The sequence below is a fragment of the Bacillus cereus group sp. BfR-BA-01355 genome (assembly GCF_022663675.1).
Classification (GTDB): Bacteria; Bacillota; Bacilli; order Bacillales; family Bacillaceae_G; genus Bacillus_A; species Bacillus_A thuringiensis_S.
On the sequence record NZ_JAKUFY010000047.1, the window covers coordinates 1 to 19919 of the forward strand.

The window sequence follows — 19919 nt, forward strand, 5'->3', positions numbered from 1 at the left end:
ACTTCATATAAATGGGAGTTTGGAGACGGTACTGTAAGTAATGAGCAAAATCCAACTCACGTATATACAAAAGAAGGAGCGTATACAGCGAAATTAACAGTAACAGACGATAAAGGAGCATCTAATACTGCTACAGCGACTGTAACTGTTCAAAAGAAAGAAGATAACAGTTTAGAAAAAGAACCGAATAACTCATTCCAAACAGCAAACAAACTGCAGTTAAATCAAGTTTTACGTGCTAGTTTAGGAAATGGAGATACAAGTGATTTCTTTGAAATTAATGTGGAGACTGCTAAAAATCTTCAAATTAACGTAACGAATGAAAATAATATCGGAATGAACTGGGTACTTTATTCTGAAGCAGATTTAAATAATTATGTTACGTATGCTCAGCAACAAGGGAATAAACTAGTAGGTAGTTACTACACGTATCCAGGGAAGTATTATTTACATGTGTATCAGTATGGTGGTGGAACAGGGAATTATACGGTGGAAGTGAAGTAGTAAAAGGGGAGTTGTCTTTTTCAATGAACGGCACAAGGTCTGTACTTTAATGAAAAAACAACTGTAGGAAATGTCCCTAACGATAATAACAAATTAAGTGTCGAGAGATGCTATATTTACATTAAACAAATCTAATTAGTAAAAGAGATAAACTATTATTTCATCCAGATGTAAGAAAAGTTATAAATATTAAGTGCGTTTACTGTAATTAAACTAAAGGATCAGAGTGTATCTGTAACAATAGATAAGCTCTGACCCTTATTATTTTATAAATTTAAGATAATTAATAAGTAAGCTAGCTAGCGGGATTCTTAAAATTCATTTATATAATTAACTAAACAGAAAATTTTTATCACATTAGCAAGGGATACTAATAGAAAAGCGTGTCCCTTTACCTAATTCACTCTCTATCTCTATATCTCCGTTTAATTCTCTAATAATACTATAAGCAATCATAGTACCAAGCCCAGTTCCTTTTTCTGTTGTTGAATAGAATGGCAAAGCAATTCGTTTTATTTGTTGAGATGACATCCCAATTCCTGAATCAATAATATCAATTATGATATTTCCTTTTACTTTTTGTATATTTATTTGTAATAATCCACCATTTTTCATAGCCTCAATTCCGTTTTGGATGATGTTGTTTAGACAGAGTTTGAATTTTTCGGGGTCCCCATTTATATAAAAGGAATCTGTACTATTTTGTTTGATTTCAACTTTGTATGATAGAGCGAGTGGTGAAATAGTATCTTTCACCTGATTTAAAATGTGATTAATATCTATTTTCTCTTTTAGGGTGTTCTGTGGTTTGGTTAAAGATAAATAGTTATTAATAGTAGATTGTATTTGCTGCATTTCAATTAACATGATTTCTAAGTATTGATCCTGAGATAGCTTAGAGGCATGTTTTTCATTTAATAATTGAGTGAATCCATGTATCGTGGTTAGTGGATTGTGGATTTCGTGTGCAATTGACGCCGCTAGTTCGCTAGCTATATAAAATTTTTCAGCCCGTTGCAGTTTTTCTTCCATTTTATATTTCTCAATCATTCCCTCTATTAAATAAACTGATAATAATACTGTGAAAATATTAATGACTATATAATTTAATAAAAATTCTATGAGAGTAGAGTCTATTTTCCCTCCTGTATTTATTTGAGTTACAATACCGCAAATAGAAAGTGAAGTTGTACATACTAAAATAAGGAGTAAGCTTAATAATACTTTTTTTTCTTTAATATACATAGGTAATAGGTAACGAAAGAGCATTGTTATACCAAAAATAATAGTGAAGATAATAAATGATGGAAGAACGCCATTTCCGCCTAAGTAAAACCGATAAGAAAGATATAAAATTCCTATAAAAATAATGTTTTTTGTATTTCCATATAGAAAAACTAATATAATAGGAATAAAACGTAAATCATAAATAAATCCCACATGTAAATGAAAAGGAAAAGTCATACAAAAAATAATAGCAATGGAGGAAAGGATAGAAAATAACATATTATTACATGTTGTTTTTTCTTTAAACTCTAGCCAAAATACGTGATAGCTAAGGATACAAATTATTATAATAAAGGTATTTAATAAAAGAGTAGAAATTCCCATAGTTTTGCATCTCCGATAGTTTGTAAGTAGAATTATGTATGAGTTGGACATAGATGTTTAGTATTAGTAGACTTTTTATCTAAAAAAGGAAGGGTACTTGAAAAACATGCTGTTATATTACTCGTATTAAAATTGATAAGGAAAATAGAAAAAATCTATTTAAATTTATGTACATATGAAATTATCAACTAACTTTTGTATGGGTAAAATCGGGATTTAGTTACTGATAAAATAAGGTTTTTTAAGTATGAATATTCTGTGAAAATGATATGCGTGGTGACTTCTGTTTTGTAGCCTCCGTTATATTAACATGGAATATATCAAATTACAAAGTGAAATTTTAGAAAAATTTTATTAGTACATTTTATCTGAAATAGAAATGCTATTTATGTGAGTATTTTGGTACTTACTCGTATAAAACTTTGTTAGAAAAAGACTTTAAAATTTACATGTTTTTTATGAAGCGTAATATTGTAGCTTTATCTATGTGGGGTTCTCAATAACTGTTAATACAAAAAGTTAAGATATATAGTTTTATAGATATGAATTATTACATAAAAACGCACTTGGAAAAGGATGTATGATGGTAATAGAATACAAACATCAAGGGGGAACTTAAAATGAAGTTAAATAAACTAGTGCTTAGTTGTGGAGTAGTTTCAGCATTAACACTTGGTGTGTTAGGGAATAATACTTATGCTGAAGAAGTACACAAAACGAATGATCCAATTCATGTAGTTGAACATGTTTCTGCAGACTTATTATTAACCCAAACAATGGATTATAGTGGCGAGGCTGAAACTTCTTTCGTATATGATGGGAGTACTGACTTAAGCTTCTCTATGAAAAATAATGGTCAAAATACAATGGGATATAGTGTAAAAGGTCCAAATACAGAGCTAATTGTTGGTGGTTATATAAAACCTGGAGAACAACAAATTAATGTTACAAATGTACGGAATGCTTTATCTCCATTACCGAATGGAACATATAAAATTTACGTTTCAAATGATGATGGTTCTAAGGGGCAATTCCAAGTTTCAGTAAGATCTATGAATTAAATTTAAAACGCTTTGTTTTTAAGTTAATTTAATCTTTACTTATTGGAAAGAAGCTAAATTGAATTGAGAATTACCGATAAAAATGAAAACGAGCACCTTATCTAATTGTGAGAGGGTGTTCTTTTTTGCTATTAAACAGAAAACAATTACTTCCAACCACCTATAAATATATTTTGATATTTTCATTGCTAATCTACTAGTTTGTGTCAACGAGAGAATGTCTACTATAAAAGATATTAAAATAAAGATGATGTAATATTCAGCTAAATTATATGGGGAAATAGAAAAACCACTCTTATATGAGTGGTTTTTAGTAATTATTTTTAGGTTATACATTTAAAATTAGGCTAAGTTATAGAAATAATAAACATTTAATCCCGCATTAACTGGCAGTAAGACTCCCACCTCAAAATTCAGCGGAAGCAAAGAAGTTAGGTGGGGGTCGGGCTGCCAGTAAACCCCCACTGATTAAAGTTTCACTTTATCCGTTGTGATTATTTTGGTTCTGGATAATGATTGTAGTAAGAGATTCTAATAAATTCTTGGTAGACATTTGTTAATTTGGCATCTCTAAGAGCATCGTTGAATTTTTGCATACGTACACTACCTTGAGCGTAGCCTCCACCTGGGGCATAAGGGTTTCTAGCTTCAAAGTCATCCAAAAATACTTTTAATTTTTTATAGTCTTGAGATTGATAGAAAGCCACGGCCTCTTCAGGAGTGACATCAAAGTAAGAGGATGATGTTGAGTTATAAGAAGCTGCTTGAGCAGTAGGTGCCTCTAGCATAGTTGCAGCTCCACCGAACATAGTAAGCGCCATAGAAGATACAATAATTTTTTTAAGCATAATAAAACCTCCATGTAGAATATTGGACTAATAGTAATCATGTAATCATTATAGTTACATTAAAAATGATTATCAAATGCAATGTTGCATAATGTATCCTGCTATTTGTGGGCAGTAAGGCTCAAAGCAGAGAAGTTAGATGGGGATCGGGCTGAATAAAGTTTTACTTTATTCTTTGAATGAAGAGTCACCCTTATATCTCAATGAAGGAGCGCAATAGAGAATTAATAGATTAAAAGAGGTGTATAAATTACTCGGATTAACAAGAAAATGAAAAGGCTATTTTTAATAAGGGGAAGGTTAATAGAAGATTAATAACTGGAGCAAAGGAATTGCTATTTATATATTTAACATACATATTTGTCTTTTAAATTGTAGGCGTGTTTTAGAATTTGTATATAGTAAATTCGTTAAAAAACTTGATAAATAATAAAATGTGTAAATTTTTTGACTATTTCATTAAAATTATTTAATATTTGTAATTTATTGTTTTATAATGATAATGGGGTCGATCGTGAATGTTTTAGATATTGCGATATATACTCGGATTAATTTATTCTAGGGAGGTTACAAAATTGGGTAAGAGAGTCATTATAAGAGTTTTTACATTATTATCAGTACTGGCATTATTCCTTAATGTATTTTTACCTAGGGCTAGTGCAGAGGTTATGACGCACGAGAAATATTCAATGAACTGGAGTTATAGTAATAGTTTAGGAAAGCACATTCGAACTGAAATGATTAAAAATTCAAGTGGTCAAATTGCTTATTGCTTAACTCTTGGACTAAAATCACCAAATGGTGAAGATCTTCCTGAAATGGGGAAAACAGATAATGTAGTATATAGGGTCCTATTAAACGGTTTCCCGCAAAAAAGTGTTCAGCAGTTGGGAGTAGCTAATCAGAATGAGGCACACTACGCAACTCAGCTTGCAGTTTGGAATGCATTAGGTCAACTTGATGTAAATGAACTGAAACATGAGAATAAAAATGTTGAAAAAGCAGCTAAGGCAATTATCAATGCTGCTAACAATAGCGGCGATACACAAGATATTTATATGAATGTTATCCCAGTTGAAAAACAAAAAGCAGAATTAAAAGGTGAGTTCTTCGAAACAAATCTATATACAGTACAAACAAATGCTAAGGGTGGTTCTTATAAAGTAGTAGCAAAAAATGCACCTAATGGAGTAAAAATTGTTAGTGAAAATGGTGAAGTGAAAGATCAACTTTCAGTTGGAGAGAAATTCCGTATCCAAATTCCTAAAAATACTAAAACAGGTGAATTTAATCTAAGTGTTGCTGCAAACTTAACAAAAGTTCAAGCAATTGCTTACCGTGGTACGGATACTGTTCAGAATGCTACAGTACTATTAGAAAGAAATGAAGAAAAGCTTAGTAGTGATCTTGCAGTAAATTGGGAAGCAGCTGGTTCTTTAAAAATTAAAAAGGTTGGAGAAAATGGAGAAGTTTTAGCTGATGCAGTATTTGAGGTCTTTAATGCAAATAATGAATCAGTTGGAAAAATCACGACTGGTGCTGATGGTATAGCAGAATTAAACAACTTACCAATTGGTACTTACACATTAAAAGAAATTAAAGCACCAACAGGCTATGTTTCAGATGATAAACCACAAACTATTGAAGTTAAGACAGGAGAAACAGGAGCTGTCCAAATAGTAAATAACAAAGTAAAAGGTAACATCGAAATTAAAAAGCTTAGTGATTCAGGAAAGGTTTTACCAAATGTTGAATTCACAGTCTTCACTGAAGATGGTAAAGAAGTGAAAAAAGTAGTAACAAAAGAAAATGGAATTGCAAACGTTGAAGGTCTTACGTATGGTAAATATTATTTCTTAGAGACACAAACACCTAATGGATATATTGGAAATAAAACAAAGTATCCTTTTGAAATTAAAGAGCACAATAAAACACTTACTTTTACAGTGGAAAATACAGAAGTAAAAGGTAGTGTAAAATTACTTAAAGTGGATAATGAAGATGTTAGTAAAAAATTAGAAGGTGCAGAATTCGAGCTAAAAGATGCAAGTGGAAAAGTAATTGGTGAATATAAAACAGATAAAAATGGTGAGATTAACGTCAAAGATTTAGCGTATGGTAAATATTCATTTGTAGAAAAGGCTTCTCCAAATGGTTATGTTCTTGTTAAAGAACCAATTATGTTCGAAATAAAGGAACATGGAAAGATTATTGAGTTATTGGCAGTTAATCATCTTATCAAAGGTGATCTAGAAATTACAAAGGTAGATGTAGCTGATGGAAATAACAAGCTTCCAAATGCAGAATTTACGATTTATAACGAAGCAGGAAAAGAAGTAGTAAAAGGAAAAACAGACGATAAAGGAATCGCTAAATTTGAAAAGTTACCATTTGGAAAATACACATATAAAGAAACTGTTGCACCAAAAGGTTATGTATTAAATGAAGAAACGTTCTCTTTTGAAATTAAAGAGAATGGTCAAATCATTAAACACATTGTCAAAGATGAAAAGATTCCTTCAATAAAAACAACAGCTACTGATAAAACAGATGGTACAAAAGAAATGCACACGTCTAAGTCTGTAACAATCCAAGATAAAGTGGAATACAAAGATCTACAAGTAGGTAAAGAGTACACTGTAAAAGGTAAATTAATGAATAAAGAGACTAATAAACCATTAGTTGTAAATGGTAAAGAAGTAACTGCTGAAACGAAGTTTACACCAACAGAAGCAAATGGTTTTATTACACTAGATTTTACTTTTGATGCAACTGGTTTAGAAGAAAAAGAAGTAGTAGTATTCGAAGAGTTACTGAAAGACGGAAAAGTTGTTACGACACATGCTGATATCAATGATAAAGGTCAAACAGTTAAGTTCGTTAAGCCATCAGTAAAAACGACAGCTACAAACAAAGCTGATGGTGGAAAAGAGATTCATTCAAAGGATTCTATCACTATTCAAGACAAAGTGGAGTATACTAACTTAGTTGTAGGTAAAGAGTACACTGTAAAAGGTAAACTTATGAACAAAGCTATTAACAAACCATTATTAATTGATGGAAAAGAAGTAACAGCTGAAACGAAGTTTACTGCAAAAGAAAAGAACGGTTTTGTAACATTAGACTTTACTTTTGTTGGTGCTGAACAGCAAGGAAGAGAAGTAGTCGTGTTTGAAGACTTATTACATGAAGGTCAAGTAATTGCAACTCATGCTGACATTAATGATGTAGGTCAAACAGTTCGGTTTGTAGAACCTTCTATTAAAACGACAGCTACAAATAAAGCTGATGGTTCTAAAGAGTTAGACGCTTCTAAATCTGTAACAATCCAAGATAAAGTGGAATACAAAGACTTAATCGTGGGTAAAGAGTACGTTGTAAAAGGTAAACTAATGGATAAAGCAACAAACAAGCCATTATTAGTTGATGGTAAAGAGGTAACAGTAGAATCTAAGTTTACTGCTAAAGAGAAGAATGGTTCTATCATACTAGATTTCACATGTAATGCTTCTGCATTACAAGGTAAAGAAGTAGTAGTATTTGAAGAACTGTATCAAGATAATATATTAATAGCTATTCACGCTGAAATTGAAGATAAGGGACAAACAGTGAAATTTAAAGAGGTAAAGCCGGAACAACCTAAACCAGAACAGCCGAATTCGGATGAAAATACTCCAACACCAGAGCAACCTAACGAGCAAGTAAAAGAACAACCACAACCTAAGAAAGAAATCCAATCTAAAATTGGATGGTTACCACAAACAGGTACTAATCTTACAAGTTGGATCTCTATGGCTGCAGGAGCATTACTGTTAATTGTTGGTGGAGTGATTTTCTTAAAACGTAAAAATGCATAGAAATTAAAAATAAGCACATCTGTTTTTATAACAAGATGTGCTTATTTTTATCATTTTAGCCAAGAAAACTCCTATATTTAAGTCTGAATGGCATTTAAAATAGCAACTTTATTTGTAGTAAATAATATATAATTTTGTTTTACTGTTTTAATTAAAATACGGTCTGTTGTCCCATAAGCTGCTCCAATACGTATTACATCTACGTCTTCAACACCAGCATAGGTAGCATCTTCGGTAACCTCAATCACATCACGTAATGGAATTGTAATCTCCGCCAATCGCCATGAAATAATTAACTCTTCATTTGTTTTTTTTACATTAATGCCTAGCATTATACCAAGACCCTTCAACAATAATATGCTACACTTCTAATCTGGTTATATAAATTTTTAGATTTTTTATCTATATGTAGCCATAGAATTTATTTATATTTGTGAGCATCTTAATGATGTCAAACAAATAGAAGGATATATAGTCTTTCTATTAAGAAATATGTTAAGAACAAAAGTTCACTTCAAATTAATATGAATTTGATATGGTTGAGATATTATGAACGAGAAACAGTAAGAGTTGCAGGAAGGAAATGAATAATGAGACTTAAATTAGTAGGGATTTTCAGTTGTGTAATTATGATGTTAGGTCTTTTTATAATTTACACCAATCAATCTATTGGTAAAGAACCAGATAAGACGAACTATGAATCTCGTGAAAACTCCATAAATAAAGAGAAAGATAGTAGAGGAAAAGGGCAATCAAAATACAATGAAAGTTCTTTTGCTAGTATACAGGCTGTAGTTAATAAGGAATATGGATTACCCGAAGACTATAAACCAGAGGATTTAGTTGTACCAAATGTACCATTCTCATTTAGTGGAACGGTAGAAAAGAGCCACCTCCGTAAAGAGGCGGCAGAAGCACTGGAAAAGTTATTTGATTTAGCAAAGCAGGAGGGGATTCAGTTAAATGCTGTTTCGGGATTTCGTTCCTATGATTATCAACAACGACTGTATGCGAACAATGTGAAAAGAAAAGGACAAGAGCATACGGATCGCTTCTCGGCAAAACCAGGACATAGCGAACATCAAACAGGGTTAACAATGGATGTTTCTTCTAAAAGTGCGAACAATGAATTAGAGCTATCTTTTGCTAATACGAAGGAAGGAAAATGGCTGAAAGAAAACGCGCATCGTGCAGGGTTTATCATTCGTTATCCTAAGGGGAAGGAAAGTATTACAGGTTATGCATATGAACCTTGGCATATTCGCTATGTAGGAGATATTGCTGAAAATATATATGAACAAAAGCAGACTTTAGAAGAATACATGAATCTATGAAAATAGAATTGAAGAATTAAACGGGCTATCAATAGACGTGAGATTGTAAAAGGCAGGGGATATAAATTAAGGTGTTTTTTAATTTTTTTAGTGAAGAGGGAAGGTATCCCTCTTCTTTTTTCATTCCTTGTAAAATTTGAGGATGTCTTAGGGGAGTGAAAAGATGGATTGTGTAGGTGTATTAATAAAGGCTACTTTCGATGGCTTCTGGAGATGTTTTTTGAGGGAATATATTCATTGCAGCAATTGACTATATTATAGGAGCATTCACGTTGGGATATAACAGAGAATTATAGAGTAAAGTAGGATTCAAAAGCATTGTTAACAATGTGGGTGTTATAAGTTATTTTCCTATCAAAACAATTAGTTTTTGTTCAAAATTTAAGAGTGTTATTTTATTATATCTAGTAACTATTTATATTATTTAATAATTACTTGATTTACTATTAAGGTGATTATCTTACAAAATTGTAAGGTTATTTTAATTGACACTCGTATGTATAAGTAACTATACTGGTTACACAATGTTGGTGAGTATATTTAATAATCTTTATCTATAAGTGTATGTCCGAGGATTATTTTTGGAGCAATAATTCGATTTTAAATTTATTATCTGATATATATTAATATAAACAACTTAATCTATTCTTTATTCAAGGTCGTATTATTTAAAGATTAATTATAAATGATATATTTACCAAATTGTAATAATTTGATAGAGGTGTTACATTTTGAAATACAAATTAATTGCTACAGGAATTCTTGCTGGAAGTCTATTAACCTACTCATCTAATACATTTGCAAATACTCATAAGTTCCCAGATGTTCCTGCATGGGCGGACAAATCCGTTAATTATTTAGTTGATAAACAGGTATTGAATGGCTATCCAGACGGAACGTTCGGTTCAAATGACTCATTAGACAGAGCTTCGGCTACAAAAATTATGACAAAAGTTTTAGGTATACAAATTGACTCTAATGCAAAACCATCATTTACAGATTCACAAAACCACTGGGCTACTCCGTATATTGCTGCTGCTGAAAAAGCTGGTATTGTTAAAGGTGAGGGTAATGGAATCTTCAATCCATCCGGAAAAGTAACTCGTGCTGCTATGGCTACGATGCTAGTAAATGCATATAAACTACAAAGCGCAGCAAATCATAATGAGCAGGTTAAATTTGAAGATTTAAAAGGGCATTGGGGAGAAAAATATGCCAATATTTTAATCGGTTTGAAAATTTCCAATGGTACTGAGAACGGTTGGCAACCAAATAGATTTATAACACGTGCTGAAGCTGCTCAACTTACTGCAAAAACAGATATGATGCAACATCGTCCCCAAAACCCATTAGAAAGCAAAACAATCATTATTGATCCTGGACATGGTGGCGAAGATCCTGGGAAATCCACAAAGGGATTACCTGAAAGTAAGATTGTACTAGACACTTCTTTACGTCTACAACAATTACTTGAAAAGCATACACCATTTACAGTTTTATTAACTCGTCAATCTGATAATAGACCGGGGCATGATCAAAAAAGTTCTTTACAGGAACGTGTTAAATTTGCTAAGAAAAATCAGGGTGATATCTTTATAAGCGTACATGCAAATGCTTTTAATGGTAATGCAAAAGGGACAGAAACATATTACTATAAATCTTCTAAATCCGAAAAAACAAATCCTCATGTGGAAGAAAGTCGTGTTTTAGCAGAAAAAATTCAAACACGTTTAGTAGAGGCACTTCAAACACGAGACAGAGGAGTTAAACATGGAGACCTTCATGTAATAAGGGAAAATGACATGCCAGCTGTGTTGACGGAACTGGCGTTTATAGATAATGGTATTGATTACAGTAAATTATCTACGGAAGATGGCAGACAAATTGCAGCAGAAGCCATTTATGAAGGAATTTTAGATTATTATGAATGGAAAGGAAATAATGTATCTGAATATAGGCTGTAATAAGTAATTGAAAATATAGTAATTCTCGAAATGAAGAATTCTATAATTTTTTTGTGTTTTTTTAAACAATAATTTTAAATTTGTATTTAAAATTATTGTTTAAATTTTTATTTTATGTTTTAATATTATTGATAATAGTTATCAATAATAGTGAGAGGAAGATTAGTGAAACATGTGTTTTTAGTTAGTGTCATAAAAGTTAATGAATTTCTATATTGTATGGCTATGAATCTATCTCTATTTTTGCGAACTAGAAATAATATATTTATATCTTTTAAATGTTTAAGAAGGAGTGGCTGTCTGTATGAAAAAAGCAAAAGAAATAGCTAAATGTGTTGCGGTAGCGTCCGTTATTATGTCTGGATCATTTAGTTTACAAGCAACATCTGCATTTGCAGATTCTAAAGGAACTGTAGAAAATCTTCAAAATGGTGGGAAGGTCTATAATAGTTTTAAAACTACTTATGACATGAAGCAGAATATCAAAAATTCGATAAAGGTTTCTTTTATTGAGGATCCTTACGCAGATAAAAAGATTGCAATTGTGACCACTGATGGTAGTAATATTGATGCTAAATATACAGTTAATAGTGGATACTATAACGCAGGCTTAAAATGGCCATCAGCTTATCATACTGAAGCAGAAATAACAAGTGGTGATAGTGCTCAGTTCCATAAAGCTGCCCCAGTTAATACAATGACTTCAGCAAAGGTCACTTCTGAGGTAGGGTATACACTTGGTGGAAGTGTTAAAGTAGGAGTAAATGATAAAGGGCCAAATGCCGATGCAAGTATCACAGGTAGCTTTGCTTGGAAAGAAAGTGTATCTTATGATCAAGTAGATTATAAAACGGTATTAGAGACTCACACAGATAAGAAATTAAATTGGAAAGTAGGATTCCAATCATTTAATTTCCCAGAGTGGGGAATTTATAATCGTGATTCATTCAATACTTTCTATGGTAATCAACTATTTATGAAATCACGTAGTTATAATGAAGGAACGAATAATTTTGTTTCAAAAGATACAGTACCAGCTTTAACAGGATATGGTTTTTCTCCAAACGTAGTAGCGGTTATTACTGCTGATAAAACAGAAACTACATCAGATTTAAAAATAACAAATCGTAGAATTTCAGATCAGTACAATATTGAGTGGGTAAGTTCAAAATGGTGGGGAACAAATAATAAAGATACATATAATGAATTCTTTACGAACCACTATAAATTAGACTGGAAAAACCATCAAGTTACTCTTGATAACCAAAAATTCCTTGAAGAACAAATGAATAGTATCAACAGCGTGAATGATAAACTTAACAAAGGAAAAGGGAAGTTATCTCTTTCAATGAATGGAAATCAACTCAAAGCTACGTCTAGCAATGCTGGTTATGGTATCAGTTATGAAGATAAGAATTGGGGTATCTTTGTAAATGGTGAAAAGGTCTATACTTTTAATGAAAAATCAACTGTAGGCAATATATCTAATGATATTAACAAATTAAACATTAAAGGACCTTATATCGAGATTAAACAGATCTAGTCAGAAAATGATGGACGATTGATGGATAATTCTCTCATCAAGCTACGAGTATACTAGTTTATCCCGCTATTTGTGGGCAGTAAGACCCCTCACCTCAAAATTCAGCGGAAGCAAAGAAGTTAGGTGGGGGCCCTGCTGCACCTAAAAGCCTGATTGGTGAGGGCTGATTAAAGTTTCATTTTATTTTAAATCTGTATAATGTAACGAAAGGACCAAAGTTTATCTATAAAATGGATAAACTTTGGTCCTTATTATGTTTTTATTCGCACACGAAATTAAGATAAAATTAGATGTTTTTTGTCTATTCTTTTACTCAATTAGAAAAGAGCGTAAAGTATTTGAAAACTATTGATGCTACGCAAGGGGATATTGTTTAAAGTAATCAGAACTTCATCGGTTGTTAAGTTACCACTTTAAATATATAATTAAATTTCATTAAAAAGATACTCTATTCAAAGTCCTTATTGGGTTTTTGAAGTGAAATATATACTATTTGAGGTGTGTGAAATGGGGAAATCTCGAGAGCAGACGATGGAAAATATCTTAAAGGCTGCTAAGAAAAAATTTGGAGAGCGTGGCTACGAAGGTACGAGCATACAAGAAATCGCAAAAGAAGCGAAAGTGAATGTTGCTATGGCCTCTTACTATTTTAATGGGAAAGAAAACCTATATTATGAGGTGTTTAAGAAATATGGTCTTGCTAATGAGCTACCCAATTTTCTTGAGAAGAATCAATTTAAACCTATCGATGCCCTTAGAGAATATCTAACGGTTTTTACTAAACATATAAAAGAGAACCCTGAAATTGGATCATTGGCATATGAGGAGATTATTAAGGAAAGTGCACGATTAGAAAAGATTAAACCGTATTTCATAGGTAATTTTGAACAGTTAAAAGAAATATTACAGGAGGGTGAAAAGCAAGGAGTTTTTCATTTCTTCTCCATAAATCATACGATACATTGGATCACTTCTATTGTTTTATTTCCAAAGTTTAAAAAGTTTATTGATTCTTTAGGGCCAAATGAAACGAACGATACAAATCATGAATGGATGCCAGAAGACTTAGTGGACAGGATTGTTACTGCATTAACAGATAAACCTAACGTGTAAATTATTCAGTATTTATGAATTCTGTTATTACTATTTAAAGCCTAATTTCTCAATGTATTGTAGAGAAATTAGGCTTTTTTCAACACGTCATTAAGGTTTTTATAGTTCAAGGACTCAAGTTAATGATTATATTTTCAAGTATTCGTTTTGAGCTACATAGATATAGTTTTTGTTGCAACTGTTTGTTGAAATGCTTTATCATGCTCAACAATAACCATTGTGGGATTAAATTGTTGAATAAGTTCTTCAATCTGCATACGGGAATAGATATCTATAAAATTTAGTGGTTCGTCCCATATATATATATGGGCTTTTTCACATAAACTTTTAGCGATAAGCAGTTTTTTCTTTTGTCCACCAGAATAATGAGATATATCTTTCTCGAATTGAATTCGATCAAAGTCCATCTTACTTAGGATGGATTTAAATAAGGTTTCATCAATCTTGTGCTCTTCAATGAAGTCTGATAGCGACCCCTTCAAATGAGAAGTATCTTGTTGGACATAGGAAATGATGAGTCCTGTACCTAAAGTAACTAAGCCTGTATGCTGTATCGGATGTCCTAGAAGTAGTTTTAGGATACTACTTTTTCCGCTCCCATTCGTTCCATCAAGTACAATTCGGTCACCTTGTTCAACTATGAAGCTAATCGGCTCATTCACAATTTGGTCATTGTACTTAACGGACACGTCAACCAAAGTAACCAATTCATTTGATTTAAATTGCAATTGTTCCAATTTTAATGACTCAGTTTTTTCCACATTTTTTAGTAATTTTGACTTTTCCTCAATAGCTTTTTGTTGCCTTGATTCAAGGTTTTTTGCTCTTTTCATCATCTTGGCTGCTTTATGTCCTACAAACCCCTTATCCAACTTAGAGCCTGAATTCCTCGTTCCATTTTTTGAAGCTTCCACGTCATGAGACCAACTTGCTGATCGTTTGGAAGACTGTTTTAATCTCCCTATGTCTTTTTGTAGACGCTCATTTGTAGCCTTCTCGTGCTCTTGCTGTCTATCAAAATTTAACTTCCAAGAAGAATAGTTACCACTTTGAATTTCAATATTTGCTCTATTAATAGATAGGATATGGTCAACGCACCCATCTAAAAAGATTCTGTCATGTGAAATTAAAATAAATCCTTTTTTCTTCCTTAGATAATTAGAGACTATCTTTCGTGCATCTGTATCTAAGTGATTTGTTGGTTCATCAATTAATAGGAATTGACCCGCATTTAAAAACAGTGCAGCAAGCAACACCTTTGTTTGTTCCCCATTTGATAATGTTTTAAATGGTCTGTACATGACCTCAGCATCAACATTTAAATAGGATATCTCACGTAGAAATTCCCAATCTGCGGCTTGGGGACAAATTTCTTCAAGGATTTCATGAGTGAATTTGTTCCTATCTGAAACAGAGTAGGGGAAGTAATTGAATTCTACCGAAGCAAGGATTTTCCCGCTATACTCATAATTCCCTAACAATAAATTAAAGAATGTCGTTTTACCTCGTCCGTTTCTACCAATAAATCCTAGCTTCCAATCCGTATCTATTTGGAAGTTTACACTTTCAAAAATATTATCAAAGCTACCTGGGTATGAAAAAGTTAAGTCTTGGACCTTTATCATTGACATAATAATTCCTCCTTTATATATCGAAACGTTTCATATAAAGTCGGAACATCCATCCATTTTTTAATTCCTCTATATAAGTTTGATGGATATTAACGACTTATATAGAGCATTACATGTGTAACAATAGTGTCTGAAGTACTCATTTTTTTCGCTCCTTTATTTGTGAAGTACATTTAACAATTAGTAAGTTTCAACTAAGCTAAACGGGAATAAAAAAATCCCCCAATTTGTAATCGGAAGGATTAGTCTTTCGTCTATACTTAATAAGTACTTATTAATCATTTGAATCATGACAAATAAAGTATGAACTGAATTTTAAAAATGGATAGACTAACCCTATATTTTGTAGTTTGAAGTTATAAAATTCAACTTAAAATATAAATTAGTTAATCATTATTCATCCATCATTCCTTTCATAATTCTATTTTTAGAGTAACATTCTTTTTAGGGAGATGCAATATTAGCTTCAATTTCATCTAATCCTAGATCATTTATAATTCTTTGAGTAAGGAGATAAAATTTTACCTCTCTTTTTATAAACATCAAATTTTTGTTCAATAGGTCATGTCTTTTGTCCGTTAAAAAGGGAGAATATGAAATTGACATCAACCTTTGTTGTAACTATAATAGTTACAGTCGGTTCCGTAAACTAATTCGAATTGCTATGTTAATGATAGTATATTTTCATTCCTTTTTAAGTGTGACAGGTAGCAACTAACTATAATCCAATAGAGGATTAGATTCTATCTCATATTTAAAGGGTAGATAAGTTGTACCCGCCAAATTTACGATACGCAAATACTTAAAAAACTACATTTTTCAGCTTATCCTTTTTGGAATCCTCAGTATTGATAATTGTAAACATCTACAAAAAGTTAACAAGACTGTTGTATGTAGAAAGAAATCTTTTAAAAAGGTCATAATATGGATAATAGGTAACACACATTTAAATTTAGTAGGAGTTGTGCCACTATCAAGACATTTTTTTAATAAAAGTATAGAAAAAACTCAAGAAGGTGAGTCCATTGCGTAAACATGCATATGTGCAATTTTATGTATTGATATTGGCTTTAATAGCTTATATAAGCTTTTGCTTTATATTTATATTTGTTTTTCCAAGTCTTTATTTCGTATCAGATTTTAATATCCGACTATCATCTTTAGTTGTTGAAACTACTGTATTTATCTCACTACTGTATTCTATATTATCCAGAAAAATTAAGTTAGGAGTATTCTGGGTTTGCATTATTATTGCGATAGGTTGTTTCTTGATAGGAAATTTTATATCTGCTTTTCAAGTACTTAATGTAGAATTACCAATAAAAAATTTTAATATCTCTGATGTATTTTTGTTGCTTTTCTTATTCTTCTTTCTCTTTGCGTTCTTTTATAAAATCATGATGGAATGTAATAAATGGGAGAAAGCATATTTGCTTTGTGATTTATGCATTGTTGTTACTGCTATTTTTACATTAGAGTGGTATTTATTTAATAAACCTTCTGCAAATATCTTATTCTTATCAATTGGAGATGTTTTTCTCTCATTTATTTTTCCGATTATAGATTTATTGCTTCTATTACTTGGAGTTACACTAATCTTTCGACCTGCTATTTTCAATGCAAAAAGCAAATTGTATATTTTTATCCTAGTATTAACTGGATTAGCTATTACGGACTATTTGTATTTTTACTTACAAGGTGATTTGTCAGAGCGTTCAGTTATATTTTTAAGGTGTTTGTATAGAGTTTTCCTATTATTTATTGCTATTGCTGCTACAATTCCAAAGGATGCTTCTTCTAAAAGAAATTATTTTATTATTAATCCGACATTTGGAGAGAAACTTCTTGGCATATTCCCTTATCTTGCAGTTGCAGTCTTAATTGGCTTTACTTTGAAAGAGCAAACGTCTTCAGCTACATTGATTACGGGAAATTGTATTGCTTTTGTATTTGTACTGATTCGTCATACAATCGTACGAATGCAAAACAAAGATTTAACTGAAACATTAAAAGTGTTTAATAATCAATTAGAACAAACAGTATCTCAAAGAACAAGGGATTTAATAAACAAATCTAATGATTTGGTAAAAAATCAAGAAAGATTTAAGTCATTATATGAGTATCATCCGGATCCTATTTTAACGATTGATTCAACTGGTATCGTATTAAATATAAACCAGGCTGGAAGTATGTTATTAGGAAAAGACAGTGCTGTATTAATAGGGAAAGAGTGCTTCTCTATTTTTTTAGATGAAGATAAATCTGAATTGGAAGCGGCTATAAAGAAAGGGAGACGATGTACTTCATCTTCACTACAGTTGCGTGTGAAAAATAACAATGAGAAGGACATGCTGTTTTGGTATGTCACTATAGTTCCTATTATGATAGAAGGTCAAACTTTTGGGAGTTATGTAATGGTAAAAGACATAACGAGGATGAAACAACAACAGGATGAGATAAACTACCTTGCATTCCATGATACGGTGACGGAGATTGGAAATCGTATATTCTTCCAACAAGAATTAGATAGATCCATTAAGCGTGTGCAAAAAACACAGGATAAATTTGGGCTCCTGTATATTGATTTAAACCGCTTTAAGACTATTAATGATACACTGGGCCATTCCATTGGTGACAGGGTTTTAAAAGAAGTTGCCAAACGTTTTAGGACATGTCTTTCACCGACAATTCCTCTAGCAAGAATAGGTGGTGATGAGTTTGCAATCATTGTCCATAACCAAACAGAGCAACAGCTATTGAATTTGTGTAAAGCTCTATTTCTTATAACTGAAGAACCATTCGTAGTAAATCAGCATAGTTTTTACTTATCTCTTAGTATAGGAATAGCAGTGTATCCATTTGGAGGAATAAATACTACTACACTTTTACAACACGCTGATATCGCTATGTATAGCGCAAAGGAAAAAGGTAACAATGCTGTTTGTATGTATGACGAGACATTATCTCAAAAAGTAACCCGTCGATTACGATTAGAACAGGATTTACCAAATGCAATTGAAAATAATGAGTTGTTTTTATTGTATCAACCACAAATTGACAGTAAGGAAGGTAAGGTTATTGGTGCAGAGGCTTTAATACGTTGGCAACATCCAGAACTTGGGCTGATTTCTCCGTTTGAGTTTATACCTATCGCAGAAGAAACGGCGCAGATTATTTCAATTGGAAAGTGGACGTTACAGAAAGCGTGTCGACAACTGAAAGAATGGCATTCTGCGGGCTTTTCAAATCTAAAGATGGGGATAAATTTATCAGCTATAGAGTTTGAACAGAAAGATTTTGTTCAAACCATTATATATACCATAGAAGAGATAGGAGTACCTGCTAATTCGATTAATTTGGAATTAACAGAGCGAATCGCCATGGTAGATGAAAAAGAAACTTTATCAAAGTTAAAAGCATTAAAATCATTTGGTGTACATTTATCAATTGATGATTTTGGTACAGGTTATTCTTCATTAGCGTATTTACCTCTTTATCCAATTGATACTTTGAAAATTCCAAGAGAATTTGTTAATAGGATTGGAACTTCTACTGATGGAGGTGAAATTATACAGACCATTATTTCACTTGCTCATACTTTAAACATGAAAGTCATAGCAGAAGGGGTAGAAACGAAAGAACAATTAACAGTGTTACAACGTAATGCATGTTATCTAATTCAGGGCTATTACTACAGTAAACCTGTAAATGATGATGAATTTATTGTTTTTTTAAGTACAATACAAAATGAATAAATGAAAAATCAGTATATGTATGAAATAAAGTGAAAAGAGGTTCTATCCATATGGATTTGAACCTCTTTTCACTTTATTTTCAGGAGTTATGCAGCAAGGTTTCAGCCTTTGAAAGTAAAATAAGTATCTATATTCCTTGTATTTTGGGTTAATGGGATATGAGGTGAAAGTTGCTTCTTGTGAAAAAGAATTAGAGCCAGCTTGTATATTCTTAAAGCAATTTGAAAAAGGATTAGCAGTTTGTATGGAATTAGGAAATGAAGAGTATGTATATCATTTCAATATTTTACGTTCTCTTAATGAAGATGAAGCAATTAAACTCTTAGAAGAAGTGAAAAAAGTATTTCTTACTTCGAAAAGCAAGGTTTATGGGATTTCGTAGAAGAATATGCAGATCTAAAAAAGGAAGAAATTATACAATAATCACATGCTATCATTTTTAATAGCTAATTAACAAAGGGACTCCAATTATGGAGTCCCTTTGTTAATGGGGTAATGCTTTGGTTTATCTAATTATAGAAATATTTGTAAAAAGTGTAAAGGGGTCCTAGTTTGGAGGGGGAATTATTTAATCTTTTTTATTTAATAAAAGGGATAATATTTAGTTATCTGCGCTTCTTAATTATGTTTTCTATCACAATTTGAAGTGAATTTCAGTTAATCTTATTTATTTTATGGGAATTATAAGGTATACTAAA

Annotated in this window: 13 protein-coding genes; 9 read left to right on the forward strand and 4 right to left on the reverse strand. The window is 31.6% G+C overall.

From position 1 onward, the window contains the following. A partial coding sequence (locus MR167_RS16680; RefSeq protein ID WP_242315031.1) for a PKD domain-containing protein occupies positions 1-504 on the forward strand: 504 nt, incomplete at its 5' end. A 357-nt stretch (positions 505-861) separates the two neighbouring features. Here the strand turns inward: MR167_RS16680 and MR167_RS16685 are convergent. After that, the gene (locus tag MR167_RS16685; protein WP_242315033.1) at positions 862-2115 is read right to left on the reverse strand and encodes an ATP-binding protein; all 1254 of its coding nucleotides are present in this window, start codon (positions 2113-2115) and stop codon (positions 862-864) included. A 620-nt stretch (positions 2116-2735) separates the two neighbouring features. Between MR167_RS16685 and MR167_RS16690 the strand changes: the two genes are divergently transcribed. Next, on the forward strand, positions 2736-3176 hold the full coding sequence (locus MR167_RS16690; RefSeq protein WP_000773517.1) for a hypothetical protein: 441 nt from the start codon (positions 2736-2738) through the stop codon (positions 3174-3176). A gap of 494 nt (positions 3177-3670) precedes the next feature. On the opposite strand, the gene MR167_RS16695 is transcribed toward MR167_RS16690, so the two are convergent. Then, the gene (locus MR167_RS16695; protein ID WP_242315034.1) at positions 3671-4024 is read right to left on the reverse strand and encodes a hypothetical protein; all 354 of its coding nucleotides are present in this window, start codon (positions 4022-4024) and stop codon (positions 3671-3673) included. 575 nt (positions 4025-4599) lie between these two features. Between MR167_RS16695 and MR167_RS16700 the strand changes: the two genes are divergently transcribed. Continuing rightward, positions 4600-7881, forward strand: a complete 3282-nt coding sequence (locus MR167_RS16700) for a VaFE repeat-containing surface-anchored protein (RefSeq protein ID WP_242315036.1) — start codon at positions 4600-4602, stop codon at positions 7879-7881. 77 nt (positions 7882-7958) lie between these two features. Here the strand turns inward: MR167_RS16700 and MR167_RS16705 are convergent, their stop codons facing one another. Continuing rightward, positions 7959-8213 carry a SunI/YnzG family protein gene (locus tag MR167_RS16705; RefSeq protein WP_000900697.1) on the reverse strand — a complete coding sequence of 85 codons (255 nt, stop codon included), beginning with the start codon at positions 8211-8213 and terminating at the stop codon, positions 7959-7961. A 258-nt stretch (positions 8214-8471) separates the two neighbouring features. Here MR167_RS16705 and MR167_RS16710 point away from each other — a divergent pair, with 258 nt between their 5' ends. From MR167_RS16710 to hlyIIR, 4 genes are all read left to right on the forward strand, one after another. After that, positions 8472-9215 carry a M15 family metallopeptidase gene (locus MR167_RS16710; RefSeq protein ID WP_074789825.1) on the forward strand — a complete coding sequence of 248 codons (744 nt, stop codon included), beginning with the start codon at positions 8472-8474 and terminating at the stop codon, positions 9213-9215. A gap of 731 nt (positions 9216-9946) precedes the next feature. Further along, positions 9947-11179 (forward strand): N-acetylmuramoyl-L-alanine amidase, encoded by a 1233-nt coding sequence (locus tag MR167_RS16715; RefSeq protein ID WP_000875666.1) that lies wholly within the window; start codon positions 9947-9949, stop codon positions 11177-11179. A gap of 304 nt (positions 11180-11483) precedes the next feature. Next, positions 11484-12722 carry a hemolysin II HlyII gene (gene hlyII / locus MR167_RS16720; protein ID WP_000709372.1) on the forward strand — a complete coding sequence of 413 codons (1239 nt, stop codon included), beginning with the start codon at positions 11484-11486 and terminating at the stop codon, positions 12720-12722. Between the two features lie 507 nt (positions 12723-13229). Next, a complete protein-coding gene (gene hlyIIR, locus MR167_RS16725) occupies positions 13230-13835 on the forward strand; it encodes a hemolysin II regulator HlyIIR (protein ID WP_000520485.1) in 606 nt (201 codons plus the stop codon). A 152-nt stretch (positions 13836-13987) separates the two neighbouring features. Here the strand turns inward: hlyIIR and MR167_RS16730 are convergent, their stop codons facing one another. Then, entirely contained in the window at positions 13988-15466 is a 1479-nt protein-coding gene (locus MR167_RS16730) for an Lsa family ABC-F type ribosomal protection protein (RefSeq protein WP_000061802.1), read from the reverse strand. A gap of 1025 nt (positions 15467-16491) precedes the next feature. Between MR167_RS16730 and MR167_RS16735 the strand changes: the two genes are divergently transcribed. Next, positions 16492-19221: a sensor domain-containing protein gene (locus MR167_RS16735; protein ID WP_242315038.1), complete on the forward strand. Its 2730-nt coding sequence runs from the start codon at positions 16492-16494 to the stop codon at positions 19219-19221. A 151-nt stretch (positions 19222-19372) separates the two neighbouring features. After that, positions 19373-19603, forward strand: a complete 231-nt coding sequence (locus MR167_RS16740) for a hypothetical protein (protein ID WP_002162674.1) — start codon at positions 19373-19375, stop codon at positions 19601-19603. Positions 19604-19919 lie beyond the last annotated feature (316 nt).